General features: G+C 42.7%; 15 protein-coding genes and 1 tRNA gene. 1 reads left to right on the forward strand and 15 read right to left on the reverse strand.

All coding sequences use genetic code 11. The features are described from left to right. Positions 1–110: 110 nt before the first annotated feature. The 9 genes from AC1DU2_RS01185 to AC1DU2_RS01225 all read right to left on the reverse strand — a co-directional run bounded on the left by AC1DU2_RS01185 (position 111) and on the right by AC1DU2_RS01225 (position 11,896). Complete coding sequence (locus tag AC1DU2_RS01185; protein ID WP_477382403.1) at positions 111–1,571, reverse strand: glycoside hydrolase family 30 protein; 1,461 nt, start codon at positions 1,569–1,571, stop codon at positions 111–113. A 209-nt stretch (positions 1,572–1,780) separates the two neighbouring features. Further along, the gene (locus tag AC1DU2_RS01190) at positions 1,781–2,629 is read right to left on the reverse strand and encodes a glycoside hydrolase family 16 protein (RefSeq protein ID WP_477382404.1); all 849 of its coding nucleotides are present in this window, start codon (positions 2,627–2,629) and stop codon (positions 1,781–1,783) included. 59 nt (positions 2,630–2,688) lie between these two features. Continuing rightward, positions 2,689–3,531, reverse strand: a complete 843-nt coding sequence (locus AC1DU2_RS01195; protein ID WP_477382405.1) for a PKD domain-containing protein — start codon at positions 3,529–3,531, stop codon at positions 2,689–2,691. A gap of 19 nt (positions 3,532–3,550) precedes the next feature. Next, the gene (locus tag AC1DU2_RS01200; protein ID WP_477382406.1) at positions 3,551–5,098 is read right to left on the reverse strand and encodes a RagB/SusD family nutrient uptake outer membrane protein; all 1,548 of its coding nucleotides are present in this window, start codon (positions 5,096–5,098) and stop codon (positions 3,551–3,553) included. An 11-nt stretch (positions 5,099–5,109) separates the two neighbouring features. Continuing rightward, on the reverse strand, positions 5,110–8,538 hold the full coding sequence (locus tag AC1DU2_RS01205; RefSeq protein ID WP_477382407.1) for a TonB-dependent receptor: 3,429 nt from the start codon (positions 8,536–8,538) through the stop codon (positions 5,110–5,112). A gap of 267 nt (positions 8,539–8,805) precedes the next feature. After that, entirely contained in the window at positions 8,806–9,837 is a 1,032-nt protein-coding gene (locus AC1DU2_RS01210) for a FecR family protein (RefSeq protein ID WP_477382408.1), read from the reverse strand. Between the two features lie 331 nt (positions 9,838–10,168). Further along, on the reverse strand, positions 10,169–10,750 hold the full coding sequence (locus tag AC1DU2_RS01215; RefSeq protein ID WP_477357372.1) for an RNA polymerase sigma-70 factor: 582 nt from the start codon (positions 10,748–10,750) through the stop codon (positions 10,169–10,171). Positions 10,751–11,297: 547 nt separating this feature from the next. Next, a complete protein-coding gene (locus AC1DU2_RS01220) occupies positions 11,298–11,429 on the reverse strand; it encodes a hypothetical protein (RefSeq protein WP_477357649.1) in 132 nt (43 codons plus the stop codon). Positions 11,430–11,823: 394 nt separating this feature from the next. Further along, positions 11,824–11,896 (reverse strand) — tRNA-Phe (locus AC1DU2_RS01225). A 286-nt stretch (positions 11,897–12,182) separates the two neighbouring features. Here AC1DU2_RS01225 and AC1DU2_RS01230 point away from each other — a divergent pair. Continuing rightward, positions 12,183–12,548: an iron chaperone gene (locus tag AC1DU2_RS01230; protein WP_477382409.1), complete on the forward strand. Its 366-nt coding sequence runs from the start codon at positions 12,183–12,185 to the stop codon at positions 12,546–12,548. Between the two features lie 35 nt (positions 12,549–12,583). Here AC1DU2_RS01230 and AC1DU2_RS01235 read toward each other — a convergent pair whose 3' ends face one another. The 6 genes from AC1DU2_RS01235 to AC1DU2_RS01260 all read right to left on the reverse strand — a co-directional run bounded on the left by AC1DU2_RS01235 (position 12,584) and on the right by AC1DU2_RS01260 (position 17,618). Next, a complete protein-coding gene (locus AC1DU2_RS01235) occupies positions 12,584–13,024 on the reverse strand; it encodes a hypothetical protein (protein ID WP_477382410.1) in 441 nt (146 codons plus the stop codon). A 179-nt stretch (positions 13,025–13,203) separates the two neighbouring features. After that, complete coding sequence (locus tag AC1DU2_RS01240; RefSeq protein ID WP_477382411.1) at positions 13,204–13,926, reverse strand: hypothetical protein; 723 nt, start codon at positions 13,924–13,926, stop codon at positions 13,204–13,206. An 86-nt stretch (positions 13,927–14,012) separates the two neighbouring features. Further along, positions 14,013–14,759: a DUF72 domain-containing protein gene (locus AC1DU2_RS01245; RefSeq protein ID WP_477382412.1), complete on the reverse strand. Its 747-nt coding sequence runs from the start codon at positions 14,757–14,759 to the stop codon at positions 14,013–14,015. 86 nt (positions 14,760–14,845) lie between these two features. Continuing rightward, positions 14,846–15,772, reverse strand: a complete 927-nt coding sequence (mmuM, locus tag AC1DU2_RS01250; RefSeq protein ID WP_477382414.1) for a homocysteine S-methyltransferase — start codon at positions 15,770–15,772, stop codon at positions 14,846–14,848. A 145-nt stretch (positions 15,773–15,917) separates the two neighbouring features. After that, on the reverse strand, positions 15,918–16,706 hold the full coding sequence (locus AC1DU2_RS01255; RefSeq protein WP_477382416.1) for a hypothetical protein: 789 nt from the start codon (positions 16,704–16,706) through the stop codon (positions 15,918–15,920). Between the two features lie 132 nt (positions 16,707–16,838). Continuing rightward, positions 16,839–17,618, reverse strand: a complete 780-nt coding sequence (locus tag AC1DU2_RS01260) for an SDR family oxidoreductase (RefSeq protein ID WP_477382417.1) — start codon at positions 17,616–17,618, stop codon at positions 16,839–16,841. Between the last annotated feature and the right edge of the window lie 21 nt (positions 17,619–17,639).

Genomic DNA, 17,639 nt, shown 5'->3' on the forward strand with positions numbered 1-17,639 from the left:
TAGCACACACAGCAGGCCGATGCACTGCGTGAGGGCAACAATAAGGGGGGGGGGAGACAGTATTAAAAAATATAGCATCCAACTTTTGCTTTTTATGTTGAGTTAACAGGTTACTGCCAAATATAGGTGGCCACGGCTCCGGCTTTTAACGATGTGTTAATCATTTTTGATTTATAACTAATATTAAAAGGCTGGTCGGCAGTTCCGGCATTTAAAGCAACCAGCACTTTGGTGCCATCGGTATTTTTAAAAGCTACGGTTAGTACATTGCTTACCAAATCGGATGCTATCCTAACTGCGCCAGGCCTTACAAATTTTGATGCATGTGCAATAATATAGTAAGATACGTTACGGGATACGCTGGTACCAACGGTAATTGCGCCTAAACATGATGTACAGCCGCCTACGGTATGCGGGTTTTGGTTAGGATCTGAGGCCAGGTTCCACTCGATAACATTACGGCTCCAGTTACGGGTAGCACCAATGATAAGGTTGCTTACATGGTAAGCTAAATCGCTGCCAAAGTTGCCGCCGGCAAAGGTTGCCTGTTCTGTAAAGTAGATGTTTTTTGCAGGGTATTGGTCATGCACGGTGCCAAGTGCGTTGATGAACCCGCCGTAAAGGTGAAATGCCGCGCCGTCAACAAAATCGGCTGCTGCTTTATCTGCAAAAATATCTGTAGCATACTCCGGGTGATCGGCGTTGTGGTCATAAACTATTATTTTGGTTGCAATTCCGGCTGTTTTAAATGCAGGCCCTAAATTGTTTTTTACAAACTTACCCTCATCTGCCGATAGCATTAACATGCTGGGGTTATTATAGGCGTTAAGCGGCTCGTTTTGCGGGGTAATAGCATCAATGGTTATGCCCTCGGCCTTCATCGCCTGAATGTATTTTACAAAGTATTTGGCATAGGTATCAAAATATTCGGGGTTTAAGCTGCCGCCATAAAAGCTATTATTATCTTTCATCCATGCGGGGGCGCTCCAGGGGCACGAAAGTATTTTTATATCGGGGTTTATGGCTAATATCCTTTTAAGTATTGGCAAAAGATCCACCTTTTCTTTATCAAGGTTAAAATTAGTAAGGGCTACGTCTCCGCTTACATCGTCATAACTAAAAGGTGCCGCGCTAAGGTCAGATGCGCCAAGCGTTATACGCAAATAACTTATACCTATATTGGTTCCATCGGTTTTAAACAGTTCATTCAACAGCGCAGTTTTATTGGCCTCGCTTAACGAGTTGATAAGCGAAGCACTGCCCCCGGTAAGTGCAAAACCAAATCCATCAATAGGCTGGTACACTTTTGAATCATCTACGTTAATGGTAGGGTTGGTACTGGTGTTGGTATTAAACACCAGCGAGATATTTTGCTGCTTAAACAAAACCGCCTGATCTGCCGTGGTAAGCCACATGTTTACATCGGTAGTAACAGGAGTTACGGGATCAACCGGCTTAGTTGGTGTGGTTGGTGTATCATTGCCGCCGGTTGATGATTTGCTGCAGCTATATTGAGTTACGGCCAAACCAATGGCTAAAATACCAAGCAGGTATCGCGAATGTTTTTTCATATTTTTAGAATACTTAGCGCAAATTATAGGAAAAAGGGATTCAAAACCGGTTTAACGCCGATGCAAAACCACAGATAATATTTATCGTTTTTTTTAGTGTTAAGTCAGTAGTATTAAGTCGTAAGTCTAAAGTTGAATTTTCTCTTTTTCGACTTAGAACTTAAGACTTTAGGCTAAAGAAAATCCGTCAATTTATCGTCGACACGACACTAGTTTGTTGTATTCATTTTGTAAAAACGCACGTAATCTACCTGCATTGAAACGGGGAAAATACTATCGTCGACCCCTTGTACACCGCCCCAGTTACCGCCAATGGCAAGGTTTAGTAATACGTGGAAAGGTTTATCAAAAGGCCAACCTGCAGATCCTTTACCATCATTGGTATAAGTAAATACCAGCTGATCATCGTAATAACCTTTTATAGATGTTGGTGTCCAATCGGCACGGTACAAATGATACTCGGTAAACGCAGTAGGAATTTCTAAAGTACTTGTTTTTGCATTGCCGCCGTTATATAGCTGGTTGTGTACACTAAAATGAACCTTGTTCGGATCGTAGCCCACATGTTCCATAATATCTATTTCGCCGGAGTTTGGCCACGCGCCGTAAGCATAATCGTTTGGCAACATCCATATTGCAGGCCAGGTGCCTCTGCCGGCAGGCAGTTTGGCTTTCACCTCTACGCGGCCGTAAAGCATATCGCTGCCATTTTTTGAAACCATCCTTGATGAGGTATAATTCATTCCGTTCAGGCTTTCTTTTTTGGCGGTAATTGTTAGTACGCCATCTTTAATAACCGCATTGTTGATGGTGTTTGTATAATACTCCAGTTCGTTATTACCCCAGCCGCTTCCGCCAACATCGTAGGTCCATTTTGCAGGGTCGGGTGCACCGTTGGTATCAAATTCATCAGCCCAGGTGACGGCATTTTCAAAGCCGTATGTTTTAACAGGCTGTTCTATTTGTTTAAAGGGCTCCATCGTCGAACTGCTCTTTTTTGAGCACGATGGTGCAGCTAAAACGAGCAAGGGATATATAGCAAATATTAGCTTTTTCATGTTTTGATAAGAGTAAGAACAAGGCTGCATGAGCTCATGCAACCTTGTTCTGTTATAAATTATTGAACCCCGCGAAGTGTTACCTTGGTAAACTCGATGCCGGTTAAGCCAAGGTTATTACCTCCGCTTTTAATAAGTAAATACATTTTACCTGTTGCGGCAGCAGTAACAACATTACCACTCCCGGCGCATTGTATGGCAGATAGTTTACCATTAAATGGTGTTTTACCACACCCCGTCCAGGTGTTTATAGCAAGGCGTGCACCACCATCGCTGTAATCTGATCCGTTAACAGGTTGTTTTGTGCCAAAGTAAACTTCAAACCAGGTGTCAGATGCGCCGCTGCCATCAACGTTCATATCTATTTGATATCTGCGCCCAGCAACAACGTTTATTGCCTGCCAAATGCCGGCATGACCATAGCCACCGCCTTTTGCAACCATTTTGCCATTATCTATAGCAAAGGTAACACCGTTTGATATGGTTATATGGTTCCAGAAAGCATCATCGCTTGCAGCCATATTTGATCCCAGCACCAGGTTTCCGGCAGATGGATCAGAGGTGGCTACGCTAATATCCTGGGAAGCGGTTTTTGTTTCGCCGCCTTTACCTATTGCAGTAAGGGTAACGGTGTATTTGCCCGCATCGGGGAAGAAAACAGTGTCGGTAGGTTTGCTTATTGCAGCGCCATCGCCCAAGTCCCATTTTACAGCTAATACGCCTTTCGTATCGGCATTTAATACGTAATAGTTTGCTTTGCCGCTTACCGGCGTTACGGTGAATGTAGCTTTAAGGTCGGTAGAGGTTAAGCCATTACCATCATATTTTTCTGGCCTGCAGCCTTCGTACATTCCAATAGCAAGTACCCCCAGGGCACAGGCTTTAATAATGTTTAATTTCATAATTATTTCAATAAATTAATTATAACGTACCACCCCACTCTTTACCTTGCTTAAGCTTGGTGTTGTTTAAATCATTAAGCGGGATAGGTAAAATTTCATTTTTACCGGCAGTAAAGCCTCTTGAACCCAACACTGTTGCAGCATCGCCCCAGCGTACCAGATCAAACCAGCGGTGCCCTTCACCGGCAAGTTCAAGGCGGCGTTCCCTTTTCAAATTTTCGAAGGTGGCAGCCATTCCGTGCGTTACACCGTCGTTATAAGCCCGGGTGTGTACGGCGGTCATTAACGCTGTTGCACGTGCCGTGTTGCCTGCACCACGAATAAGCGCCTCGGCTTCCATCAGGTAGGTATCGGCTAACCGTATTTCGTATAAATTTTGCGGATAATTTAGTTCGGGAGCACCGCCGCCGGTAGTTTTATCGGCAACATGCCCGGCAAATTTGCCCAGGAAATAGCCGGTGTTCATATATCCCGGAGTATAGTCGGCAATGCCGTTTGCTTTTAAACTGTCTAAATTTGCCACAGTTGCCTTGTTACGCGGATCGAAATGTATGGCATCGAATAAGTTTTTGGTGATAGGCAAAAAGCTGTATCCTGAAATATAATCCGGCGCTCCGGGTTTAAGGGCCTTATAATCTCTGGGGCCAACAATAATATTTAAAACGTTACCCTCGGTACAGGCAATGCATGACCAATCGCCTCCTGATTTTGATGAGTGACCAACCTCGAGTATCGACTCGCTGTTAAATTTATTTTGTGTTTTCCACAGGTCGGCAAAATTTGCAAGCAGTTTGTAACCATATTTTGTGTTTGCCTGGCCAGGCGTTGCGCCATTTACTTCTGCAAACTCTGCCGCTGCTTCCGTCCATTTTTGCTCATAAAGGTAAACCTTACCCAATAACGCATGTATAGCGCCTTTTGTAAGGCGGCCCCCATCTATTGTTATGTCTATTTTATCGGGGATATTTCCGTCGGCTATTGCTGCTTTCAAATCGGTTTCAATTTGCTTATACACTGCTGCAGGGGTAGCTTGCTCTACATTGTAAATCTGGTCGGCCGGTATCGACTCGGTTAATAAAGGCACATATTTAAATAGCCTTACCAGGTCAAAATAGAAATAAGCGCGCAACGCGGTAGCTTCAGATTTGTACCTGCTTTTCAAGCCCTCGTCCATCGGAACGTTTGGCAATTTCTGGATCAGCACGTTTGCGCGGAATACTCCGGAAAAGCCGGCTTTCCATAACTCGTATGACGGGCCCACCGATGGGGATAGCGTGTAGTTTGAAAATACCTGCAAATCGTTAATATCGGTAGCGTTACCACCACCTGCATAATGATCGTCAGAACCGGCATCCATGGCGCCTTCTTTGGTTACAAAACCGCCGCCTTGCCATCCAACAACATCGTAAACAGCTGTAAGCCCATTATAGGCCTCGGTTTGGTTACGGTAATAGCTCGATTCCAGATTGGTGCCTTTAGGCTTTACATCCAGAAAACTTTTTTTACAGGCGGTTACCGCAAATGACGCCGCCAGAAAAAATGATAAATATTTTATACTCTTCTTCATTTCATTAATTATTAAAATCCAACACTTACACCCAGCATGTATGATTTTGCCTGCATATAAAAACCACGATCGATACTGTAGCTGCCGCCGCCAATCTCCGGATCGTAACCAGAGTATTTGGTAAAGGTGAACAGGTTCTCGCCGGTTACATATATTCTCGCCCTTCGCATACCAATTTTGCTAATCAGATTTTTAGGGAGGCTATATCCTAACTGCAGGTTTTTGATGCGGAAGTAATCGCCTTTTTCAAGGTAGTATTTAGAGTTATAGGTGGTGTTATGGTTGGGGTCGCCATCAACTACACGGGGCTCGGTGTTTGACGTGCCCGGGCCAACCCATCTGTCTAAACGTTTGGTGGTGAAGTTGGAGTTACCGATATCTAAACGGTGTAAGCCCTGGAAAATCATGTTACCTGCCTGGCCTTGTCCAAACACAACGATATCGAAGTTTTTGTACGATGCATTAAAGGTTAAACCATATATCCACGATGGCGTAGGGTTGCCAATGTAGGTACGGTCCTGATCATTAATAGTTCCGTTACCATCAAGGTCGGCCCATTTAAAATCGCCGGGTTTGGCATTTGGCTGTATTTTATGGCCGCTTGCCGATACATAGCTGTCAATCTCTGCCTGTGTTTGGAAAATACCCATGTTCTGGTACCCGTAAAAAGAATTGTAAGCCTGGCCAACAGTGGTACGTGTAATACCTCCTTCAACTCCCTGGAAACCCGCGCCATCAAGGAATTTTTGACCGTTACCTAAATAGGTAACCTTGTTGGTGATGTGCGTGACGTTGGCATTAACGTTTAAGTTAAATTCGCCTATTTTTTTGCGGTAACCCAATTCTAACTCAAGGCCTTTGTTCTCCATATCGCCAATGTTAGCAGCAGGGTTTGATATAGCGCCCACATATAACGGGATTGGCGGGTATTGTAAAATGCCGCTGGTTTTCTTTTTAAACCATTCAAAGGTTAGGTTAAAGTCGTTAAATAGTACGGCATCAAAACCCACGTTGGTTTGTGCTGTTTCTTCCCAGCGAAGGTTAGGGTTTGATGGCGCATTAGGGCTGTAACCGCTTATGTAGGTATCGCCGGTGCCAAAACTATAGTTACGGCCACCGCCAATAGTTGAAAGGAAGGCATTGTCTGCAATGGCATCGCTACCAACCACACCGTAACCGCCACGGAATTTTAAGAAGTTAACAGTTTCGTTTTTAGGCCAAAACGCTTCTTTTGAAGGCACCCAACCCAAAGAAAATGACGGGAAAGTACCGTACTTAAAGTTAGCTCCAAACCTTGATGAACCATCGCGGCGGATAACGCCCTCTATGATATAACGCTCATCATAGTTGTAGTTAACACGGGCAAATAACGAGCTGATGGTGTGTGCCTGCCCTTCGCTGCCGTAACCAATTCTGTTAGCGGCTGGTATGCTGTAATTTAAAGATGCGTCCTGGAAGTTATCAACCGGCAAGTTGTAATAAGTTACGCCATCAGTATAGCGGTTGTTTTCTGAATAAGCTCCCTGGCCAACCAGCACGGTGGCGCTATGTTTACCTATTGTGCGATTATACGATGCGGTGTTTTCAATGTTCCAGTTAAACAACCTGTTACTTTCGCGGTTGTAGCTGTTTTGCGAGGTTATGGTAGATGAATTGAGGTAGGCTACCGGGTTAAACGATTCGCCGCCATAAAAAGCAATCTTGGTGCCTACTGTCGAGCGTAGTTTAAGGCCCTTTATAGGTTCTAACTCGCCGTATACATTGCCTACAATGTTATGCGCCCAGCTATAGTTACCTAAATGGGTTGATATATATGCAAGCGGGTTGGTAATTTCCTGGCCTACTATATTTGATATACCGTAAGGATAGCCCAACGAATTTCTGCGCACAGGGTTATTGGCGTATACAGGGGCCGAAGCAGCAGTTTGGTCGGTTACAACCGGAACCGTAATAGGATCGAGGTTTAAAGCCGAACTGATAGGGCCGCCAAACTCGCTGTTGGTATTACCCAGGCCGATTGATTTGTTATAAGTATAGCCAAGGTTTTCGCCAAAGTTTATCCATTTTGCAGGCTTGTAGGTTTGGTTAACCCTAAAATTGACGCGTTTGTATTTTGATATATCTGTGGCAACAATACCATCCTGCTGTAAATAACCAAAGGATGTATAGTAGGTAGATTTATCGTTACCGCCGCTAACGCTTAGCTCGTGATTTTGGCGTTTAGCGCTGTTGTTGAAAATAACGGATTGCCAGTCGGTTCCAACACCTAACGATGCCGGATTGGGATATACAATGGCGCCGCCGCCAGCAACACTTGCTTCGTTACGTAAGGTAGCATATTGCTGGGCATTTAATAAATCAATTGTGCGCGCTGGTTTAGATGTGCCATAATAACCGGAATAATTTATCTGAGGCTTACCTTCGCGCCCTTTTTTGGTGGTTACCAAAATTACCCCGGCAGCTGCACGTGTACCGTAAATTGCTTGGGATGCAGCATCTTTTAACACTTCAATCGATTCGATATCTGATTGGTTAAGGTAGCCAATACCGCCATTATCAACCACAACACCATCAACCACCCAAAGCGGGTCGTTATTGTTAAATGAGGTGATACCCCTTACACGTACGGTAGCGCCCTCGCCCGGCTGGCCATTGTTTGCGGCAATGGTTAAACCAGAGGTGCGGCCCTGCAATATTTGCTCTACGCGTGTAACCGGCAGGTCTTCAAATTCTTTGGCGGTAACGCCAGATATTGCACCGGTAGTTACACTCTTTTTTTGTGTGCCATAACCTACAATCACTACTTCGTTTAATCCTTTTATATCTTCGATGAGGGTTATGGTGATAAAGGTTTGTTTACCAACATTAACTTCGGTAGAGCGGTAGCTGATAAAATCGACAGCCAAAACCGCGTTCTCGCTGCTAACGTTCAACTTAAAGTTGCCATTTACATCTGTTTGTACACCGTTTTGCGTTCCTTTTTCACGTACGCTTGCACCAGGCAACGGCAAGCCTTTTTCATCAACTACTTTACCTGCTACCACGATACCGGCTATTGCCTGGTTAAGCTCAGCGGATTTGTCGGCAGAGGTAGCAGTACCTTCAGCTGCTTTAATATCGGCAGGTTTTCCCAGTACTATTCTGTCTTTTAAAACCTCGTAGTCAATGCCATTGCTTTTTAGCAACTGGTCAAGGACGCTTTTTAAACTTTTGTTCTCAAAATTCACAGTAACTTTTTGCGACAGGTTTATCGAGTTTTTACTGTAGATAAATTTGATGTCGTTGTCTTTTTGCAGGTAGTTTAAAACCTCTTGTACGGTAACCTGTTTAAACGACAGGCTAACCGTTTTGTCAAGTACGCTTTGCGCCCTTAACGGGCTTGAATAAGCTAAGGTGCTTAGCAAAGCCGCTATCAATATTTGACTAAATGTAATCTTCATGATTTTAGACCAGGGAATAGGCTTTCGCAAACGAAATTTCATATATTTGTAATGTTTCTTTGTTAAAAATGAGACAATTAAATGCCCGCTACACCATTTTATGGTGCATCAGTATTGGGCTTTTCGAGCTTAGGAGTGGTCGCAACACTTCTAAGCTTTTTTATTTTACGGGTGAATTTGCAACCTCAGGAACTGAGGTGCTTTTTTAAGTGGGTATCTTACTTTTCATAGGCTTATCAGGTTAATTTGGGTTAGTAATTAATTGGTTTAATTAAGTTCAATAGTGTTATTGTCCTTTATCTGGTAATTTACATTGATAGATTTTTTTAGGGCCGCCAACACATCCGGCAGGTTAAAGCCTGCAAAATCGGCATTAAGCATATAATGGTTCAACCTGTCATTAGCTACCTTTATATGTACTCCATAAGTAGCATTAAGCACCGGGATAATTTCGCGCAGGGGTTTGTTATCAAATGAAAGATTAACCTGGCTCCATATTTTTAATGCCGGCTGATTTACTATGCCTGCCGGTTTCAATAAATGTTTATCTACCAGGTAAACTGCCTTTTGGTTGGGATAAAGCATCAGCTCGTGCTTTTCTAAATTGGTGTTCACGTTGTTATCCTGATCGTTGTTTTTAATACTTACCGATACCTTGCCAGTTACAACCGATACATCGGCAGTGTTGCTGCGATAATTATCACGTATTAAAAAACTGGTGCCCCAAACCTTGGTAATTATAGTTCGGCCGTTGATAATAAAAGGTCGCCTGGGGTTTTTAGTTATCTCAAAAAAGCCTTCGCCGTACATGGATATGATCCGGACATTTTTTGCAAATGTTTTAGGATATCTTATGTTGCCTCCCGGACTTAGCCAAATGGTGCTGCTATCGGGCAATACTGCTTTGTAAATTTGATTTGAATTGTTGGTGATATCAACCTGTTCTACCTGTTGAGGGGCAACTTGTGCTACTTGTGATGATGGGCTTTTTGTGTTATTAACCCAATAAAAAGCACCCAGTAAAAACGCAGCAACGGCCGCGGCGGCAGACCATTTTAATATACCGAGGTATCGTACATTACCTGTCTGTCCCGGGATATTATCAACTTCAATATTTTCGGTAATCCGGTTATATATCCGCTCTTCTATTTCTTTTTCATCGGCTTCGCTTGCGCCCGAGATATAATCATAGTCATCCTCAAAAGAATGATACCATTGCTTAATCAATGCTATCTCTTCTTCTGTGCAATTACCATTCAAATACTTTTCCAGTAATTCTACGGGTATAAGTGGTTTCATGAAAACTAAAATATTAGCGGTTTATAAATAATTGACGTTTGAAAAGAGCACATCCCCTACGCGTTAATAAAAAAATATTTTATGGCTCTATGCCGTTTTGTGTGGGTAAGGCAGATGGGATGCTGATTAGCGTCTAAGGATATATTTTGTTGACACATCGGGGGGCTTGTTCAACACGTCTTAGAGGCGTAGCCTCGGTCAATCTTGTAGCCGCGGGTTTAACCCGGGAAAAAAAATGAAGAGAGCGATTGAAAACCATAGGTTCGGGACATATGAGCCATGCTAATATATGGTTGAACAAATTAAAAATACCTGGATTACAGAACCAAAATTATTTTAGCAGAAGAACTATCAGCAGGAGAAGGTAGTTATTAAGACTAAGGCGAAGTTTGTTAAGGGCTTTTGTCAAGTGATTTTCGACGGTTTTTTCTGATATGCCAAGCTCGGTGGCAATTTCTTTGTTGGTTTTATGGCTAACCCTGCTCAACTCGTAAACAGACCTGCATTTATCTGGTAACTGGTTTACCACATGGGTTATATTCAGTTGCAGATCTTTAAGCATGATGGCTTGTTCGGTAGAATGGTCGGCCTCGGTGTAACCAAGCTTGAAAGATTCCTGGTGTGTTTGCCGGGTAAGTTCTTTCCGAAAATGATCAATTACGCGGTAGCCAACGCTTTTATAAAGGTATCCCCCTATGGTTTGATGGATATTTAACGCATGCCGCTTATGCCAAAAAGCAGTAAACAATTCCTGCACAATTTCTTCCGAAGCCTCCTTGTCCTTCAAACGTTTGTATGCTTCTGCATATAATGCTTTCCAGTAACGTTGATAAATCTCCTTAAATGCGCCAAGAGAATCTTGTTGCATCAGACTAATCAATTGCTCCTCATCAAACTTAGTAAAATTGGTCATGCGTATCTTGCAGAAGATTAATTATATATTATTTATTAATTAACCTTTTACAAATCTCCCAAAAAAAACAATCAATACCAAGGATTTAGTTTTATCTTAAAATATATGTTACAGCGTGGTATTAAGCTTTTGAAAAGTTGGTTTTAAATTTAACATAAAACTCCCGCTCCGGCTGAAAGAAAAATCCCTTTGCATTCCGGAACCGCATGGCGGGTTGTGCGGTGATTGTGCATGGCTGTGATAGCCGCCTGTTTTTGCTCGCCGTACAGGATAAAGGCGATCCATGAATGTTCATTAAAACGATTAACAATCTTTAACTGCGATCTGATCATCCGGTCAACTTCTGCTTTTCTCGGGATGAGCAACTTTTCTTCCTGTGCGCGGATAAAACGGATATAGGTGTCGCGCTTTTTGACCAGTGTGTTTTTTAACCCAGGTTGCAGCTATCCTGACGTAATTGATGTGCGGTGTCGATCATCGGGTGTGGACGTTTTTCACGTTGGTTGAAACACTAATCAGGTGACTGTTTAATTGCCTGGCTTGCTGGTTAAAACCCTTTGGCTTTTTTGCGCTCATTACCCCATTCGGAAGATTCAATTTCTCTTTCAACGGCACATTCTGATGGTTTTCCGTTGACCGTGATCCTTAAACAAACCAGCATCGGGCCTGATTTATTTATAACTCCTTGGCTTTTTCAAATAGTAAAGTAACTAAAATTTGCACTCATGATGTTTACTTAAAGAAGGTGAACAAAAGTACATTTGCAAACCTCGACAATTAATATGTTGTAAAATGTATTACGCCACCTCCAAGACTCGAAAGTCAGTCGATATATGCCCCGGCTAAGTGATATCAGAATGAATTTTAGGTTTTTTGGGTAAATTTGATTCTAAGCATTATAAAAACCGATAAATTCCATTATCAATTATTTATCAATTTTTTTAGACCCAGTTCGACAAACTTTTTTGCTGAATTGCAAAGACACCTGATCGGGTTACCATAGAAGAATTAGCAAAATAGGCTTTTTTATTAAAAAAGGCCATTTCCAATTTGAAAATGACCTTTTTTGTTTGTGGTATCAGCTGGGATCGAACCAGCGACACAAGGATTTTCAGTCCTTTGCTCTACCGACTGAGCTATGATACCTCCTTTTGGGGAGTGCAAATGTAGCTTTTTTTTTGTGTTTGGAAATTATTTTTTAAAAATAGTTTTTAAAAAGCATCCAACACACTGTAATAAAGGCCATTATTTTTACCATAACCCATTTAAACTGCCCCCTGGACCGCCGTACCTTTCTATTTATTCTCTATCCAGCGATACAAAAAATTGTTACACAAAACCTATATCACTTAGCGCGCGTAATATAGGTTTTGTATATTTAGGCGCTCTATCTATTTATGACCCTGGCAACCAAATACTTAAAACCAATGTTATGACAACAACCAAACCAGCCTCTATCGACGATTACATTGCAGGCTTTCCTGAGGATGTTCAACAAATATTACAACAGGTACGCGCTACCATCAGGCAGGCGGCCCCGGAAGCGGAAGAAAAAATAAGTTATGCCATGCCTGCCTTTACTTTGCATGGTAACCTGATTTACTTTGCAGGTTATAAAAGCCACATTGGGCTTTACCCAACGCCAGCGGGGATAGACGAGTTTAAAGATGACCTTGCCAAATACAAAGGTGCAAAAGGGTCTGTTCAGTTTCCCATTGATCAACCTATGCCATTGGACCTGATAGGCAGGATCACGAAATTCCTGGTAAAGCGAAACCTGGAAAAAGCAAAAAAATAAAGTATAACCGCGTCAATCAGATTAACGGTTAATCGTCACTTTTTAAGTGTGATGATCCTGGCATACCAACCTTCGGGAGTTAAACCGCCAGCGCTTAAAATGGCCGTGTGGCTATCGGGACGGGTAACATCATAAATGGTTTCGGAACCGCGAATAGTAGCACTCCCGGCATGCACAACAGAATAATCAATTACCACTTTACCGTCGCCACGAAAATTATAGGTAGCCGAATCTACCAGGCTTTTTACATGGGCAACCAGCCGGCCATTTGCTGTAAATTCATAAGTATCTGCAGCTTCGCCAATGTATTTACTACCACCGCCTTTAAAGGGGCCTCCACCGGCTAATGAAGATGAATCGCTAAGCAGCTGCCACTTGCCTGTAACACCAACGTTTTGGTTGTCGTTTTTTCCGCAGGCTGATAAGCCTATAACTATTAAAGCTAAAAGACTGATAGGGTAAAGGTATTTTATCATGGTTTAATAAGTATTGGAATATGACTATACGTGAAGGTTAACGCAAATGCTACATCATCCTATATTTATACCAACCTATATATTTATATAGCAATGGATTAAAGCCATTGCCGCCCATCAACCCTGAACCCTGTTAATGGAGTATGCAGAACATTTTAAAAGTATTGCCTGATGTTAAATTAGCTGCTTTTCAAAGCAAAATGCGCAATTACTTTAAAATTTGCAGCCACCACCGCAAGGCAAAAAACAAACCACAGTGTAATTAGTAAAGGCGTACCAGGCATCAATACCATGTTTAATACTCCTTTCTGGAGGATTCCGTTTAGCAGTATCAATATAACCACGGTATCCAAAATCAGCGGTGCAATAAGGAAGCTTATGAAAACCAATAACTTTCGTTTATTGGCGATGGCTTTGCCTGCAGTTATAAGTGGTGGTAAACAAATAACCGAAACAGCTAAAAACCCAATTATCTTTATCAGCAAGGCATTGGAATGGTCGTGGTTTAAAAATACCTGACGAAGCCCCCACTGCTCATCTCCAGAACCCACAGCGGCCATGTACATGCGCCCAAACTGCATATTTCCTAAAATCAGCACCAATCCTAACGACTGATGTTGTGCTGATTGACCAAACTTTACCATGTACCGGCCGAGCCAAAGCATTATAAATGTAAAAACCGGACCAGCAAAAGTAGCGAGTATAGCTGCCGGATGTTGCTCCAGGCAGTTGGAGCATACATCCCAAACGTTAAAATCTCTTTTGCCCCAGCAACCACAAATAAGCCTGCCTGTAATAATATGAGCCTGCTCATGCAGTTCATGCATCGCAAAGAAAAAAAATACAAATACCAGCAGATTTTTAAAGGTAAGCTGAATAAATAATTGCGGTTTAGGCTTCATAATAACGGTTTGCCGGATATGACCCGTGTTATGCAATCAAGGTTACACCTTATATAAAAGTAAATTTACCTAAGAGCCCTTCTGTCTCAGTGGGCATACTTATTCAGTAATTGCAGGTTGTTTAAAGCATCGCCCATGGTATTGTTAAAATACGCGTAAACTGTTTTACCCTCTGCCTCCCATTCTTTTATGTATTGCGCATACTCAAATAAAAAGTCATCGGCATAGCTGCCACGGTATCCGCCATCGGGCCCATGGAACCGCAGATAAACTATATCATCGTTAACCGCAATTAACGGGCTGGCTGATGCAGGCATATCATGCAGTACCATGCCCATATTATATTGCCTTAGTAGCTCATAAACATCATCATGGTACCAGCTCCGGTGCCTAAACTCAACCGCTACTGCCCATTTATTACCCGGGTCATTCAGGCGAATAATGCTAATCAGTTGCTCAAATGCGTGCAAGTTGCTCACCTGTATACTGGCCGGAAACTGCACCAGCAGGCAGCCTTTTTTATTGGAGGCGTTGTTTATAGCTTGCATAAAGCGCTCAACATCCTCTGGTTTAAAAGCCAGGTTTTTATTGTGTGTTATCTCCCGCCATAATTTATAAGTAAACCTGAAATTATCCGGCACCTCGGCAGCCCATTTGGCAACGGTTTTACCTATGGGCAATTTATAAAACGAGCTATTAATCTCGATAGAATTGAACAACGTTGCGTAAAAACCTAACCGGCTTAAATGTTGAAATTTTGCCGGAAAATCGCGCTTGGGTATGGGAATTTGTAAACCACTTGTACCTGCGTAAAATAAATTATAGTTGTCCACCCAAGTATAATAAAACAACAGGCCCGATTGTTTTATATCGAAACGATCATTCCGATATAAAACCAAGCCCCTTTTTGACTTTTGACTTAGCCCAACTGCTGCAATTGCCTTATATCTTCGGGCGTTGTTCTGCAACAGCCGCCAATAATTTTGGCGCCCGCTAAATACCAGCTTTTTGCACCATCATAAAAATGGCTATCACCGGCATTGGCCGGTAGCCAACATTTATTTGCCGCATCCCAAACCTCGCCTTTATTGGGATAAACCAGGATGTACTTATCTGTATTTTCGGCAGCTATTTTTACCAGCGATGCGATGTGCTGCGGAGCGGTGCAATTAACCCCAACAGCCACAACCTGTGCCGATTGATTTAATAATTTTATGGCTTCGGCAAAATCTTCGCCGCTGCTCAGCTGAGTTTCATCTTTACAGCTAAAACTTATCCAGCCTTGTACACCAGGAAATTCCGCCAGTAATTCCTGCAAAGCTACGGCCTCATCTATGCAAGGGATGGTTTCGCAGGCCAGTACATCCGCCCCGGTTTCAATCAGCACCTGCATCCGGCGGCGGTGGAATGTTTTCAAATCCTGGATACTTACCCCATAATTGCCCCTGTATTCAGATCCATCGGCCAATGAAGCCCCATAAGGACCAACAGAGGCCGCTACAACAGGCTTTTCGCGTCCGGGGAACGCCTTCATAAACTCGTCACGCGCATCGAAAGCCAACTGTACACTTAGTTGCATCAGGGCAAAGGCTTCGTCGTCGGTATATCCGTGTTTTGCAAAACCTTCAAAGCTGGCCTGGTAGCTGGCTGTTGTTATAACATCGGCGCCGGCCACTAAATAGTCATAGTGCACCTGCTTAATCAGTTCCGGATTTTCGCTCAGCAACTTTGCCGACCATAAACTATGATTAAGGTTAGCGCCCCTTGCTTCCAGCTCAGTTGCCATTGCTCCATCAAGTACAACGAAACCCTTTTTTTGAATAAAATTATCGAAGATGTTTTTCATGCCTAAAATTCCTGCATGCAAGGTAGTAATTGTATAATTTACGGATTACACCTTACAACTTAAATTTTGAAGAATGTACCCTGCGACGACACAACAATTCCTCTCTCAAAGGATCACATTTAACAATTGTATCTTATAAACATCCCTATCGCCGTTTATTTAAATGCTTTAAGGTTACCAGTTTGGTGCCTCTCGTAAAATCGATATCATCACGGAATTTTATTCTGATTTTATTATTGGCTACTTTTTGTACAAGTCCGCTAAACGCTTTTAGCTCGTGTTCTATCCTCCGGTTGAGGGTATCGTTTTTTATATTGACTTTCTTATCCAGCCCAAATAAACCATATTGACTTGCTGTTGTTGGCAATGGCGGCAATTGCCACTCCCAAATCGGGAAGGAATACAGCTGCCGCCATTTATGACCTTTGAAAGTCATTATGGTATATGAGTTTAGGCTCGACCAATCAGCATTGTCTATTACAAAAGATATCTCATCGGTGCCGTCGCCATTTAAATCGCCTTCATTTTTTAAGAAAGTCAATCCAAAATTATCTTTCGACGCAAATTGTAATTTGCTTATATTCTTGTTATTACACATTAAGACTGATATTGGTTTCTTCTTGATAACCGAATCAACCATACCATCATAATCTACATTCTCATAAAACTTATTGGTTTCTTTATGATCTATGCCGCTAACAAAATGTTCGGTAAGGGTGTCTTTTTTGTCATCTCCATCAAAATCGCCGGTGATTACAAAACGGTAACCCCAAACGGGCTTCGGAGGTTTTACGTTACCCGTTTTATCTTTTAATTGCTCATTTTTTAAAGAAACAATCCTAACCGGCTGCGTACTGGCTGGCTTTTTTTGAGCGTTTGAGCAGGCGTAAGTCAGCAGGCAAATGAAAATAAGGCTTGTAAAAAGGCGGGACATGCTAAAAGAAATATTGCCTTAATTTAAGCAATAATTATCAGTGTTATTGTAAGCCTGCAAAATATAAAAGTTGTTAAATTTTGCAGGCTTAAATACCGGTATCCAGGGAAACAAGATATTAATACAGCTACCTTACACCAGTACCGTCCCCCCGTCAATTACCAGGCTCCGGCCTGTTCCGTATTGTTGTTTCATCAGGTAAATAAAGCCTAAGGCTACATCGTCTGCCTCCCCTACTCTTTTCAGTAGCAGGCTATTTTGCAGGTATTGATACATACCACCGCGCTGCTCGTCGGTCATGGAATCCCAAAGGTTGGTTTTAATAACACCGGGCACCACGCAATTTACACGGATAGGCGCCAGCTCGACAGCCATGGCCCTTACAAAGCCCTCCGTGGCACCACAAATAGCCGATGCAACCGACCAGCCCGCGCCAGGTCTTTGACTGGCAGTGCCGCTGGTAAGCGATACAGAGCCACCTTCGTTAATGTAAGGCGCGCCATACTTCACAGCGGCAAACGCGCTCCAGAAACGGAGGTTAAAAAAAACTATGGCTTCATTAACAACTGTATTACTGATACTGCTGAGGTTAAGGTTTTCGCCGGCAGTATATACGAGGTGATCAAACCGGCCCACTTTTTCAAAAAAGGCTTTAATGTTTTCTTCTATACTTAAATCTACAGCATAACCTTCGCTGCCCGGAGGCAGCTGCTCCAATGCTTTATCAACGCGCGCCTGGTTACTGGATACTATAACCACTTTGGCACCCTCGGCTGCCGCCGCTACGGCTGTTGCCAGGCCCAGGCCGCTGCTGGCCCCCAATAATATTACTCTTCTATTTACTAATGATTGACTGTTCATCGTTTTTAAATTTTGATGGCACAAAATTCGGCACGATGGCGGCCCATCCACTTAACAAATGGTAAAAAGCAA

Source organism: Mucilaginibacter sp. P4_C11 (assembly GCF_056402115.1).

Bases quoted from the DNA above. Each gene is read 5' to 3' on its own strand.
- AC1DU2_RS01185 (WP_477382403.1), bottom strand. From the start codon at position 1,571: ATGAAAAAACATTCGCGATACCTGCTTGGTATTTTAGCCATTGGTTTG.
- AC1DU2_RS01190 (WP_477382404.1), bottom strand. From the start codon at position 2,629: ATGAAAAAGCTAATATTTGCTATATATCCCTTGCTCGTTTTAGCTGCA.
- AC1DU2_RS01195 (WP_477382405.1), bottom strand. From the start codon at position 3,531: ATGAAATTAAACATTATTAAAGCCTGTGCCCTGGGGGTACTTGCTATT.
- AC1DU2_RS01200 (WP_477382406.1), bottom strand. From the start codon at position 5,098: ATGAAGAAGAGTATAAAATATTTATCATTTTTTCTGGCGGCGTCATTT.
- AC1DU2_RS01205 (WP_477382407.1), bottom strand. From the start codon at position 8,538: ATGAAGATTACATTTAGTCAAATATTGATAGCGGCTTTGCTAAGCACC.
- AC1DU2_RS01210 (WP_477382408.1), bottom strand. From the start codon at position 9,837: ATGAAACCACTTATACCCGTAGAATTACTGGAAAAGTATTTGAATGGT.
- AC1DU2_RS01215 (WP_477357372.1), bottom strand. From the start codon at position 10,750: ATGACCAATTTTACTAAGTTTGATGAGGAGCAATTGATTAGTCTGATG.
- AC1DU2_RS01230 (WP_477382409.1), top strand. From the start codon at position 12,183: ATGACAACAACCAAACCAGCCTCTATCGACGATTACATTGCAGGCTTT.
- AC1DU2_RS01235 (WP_477382410.1), bottom strand. From the start codon at position 13,024: ATGATAAAATACCTTTACCCTATCAGTCTTTTAGCTTTAATAGTTATA.
- AC1DU2_RS01240 (WP_477382411.1), bottom strand. From the start codon at position 13,926: ATGAAGCCTAAACCGCAATTATTTATTCAGCTTACCTTTAAAAATCTG.
- mmuM (WP_477382414.1), bottom strand. From the start codon at position 15,772: ATGAAAAACATCTTCGATAATTTTATTCAAAAAAAGGGTTTCGTTGTA.
- AC1DU2_RS01255 (WP_477382416.1), bottom strand. From the start codon at position 16,706: ATGTCCCGCCTTTTTACAAGCCTTATTTTCATTTGCCTGCTGACTTAC.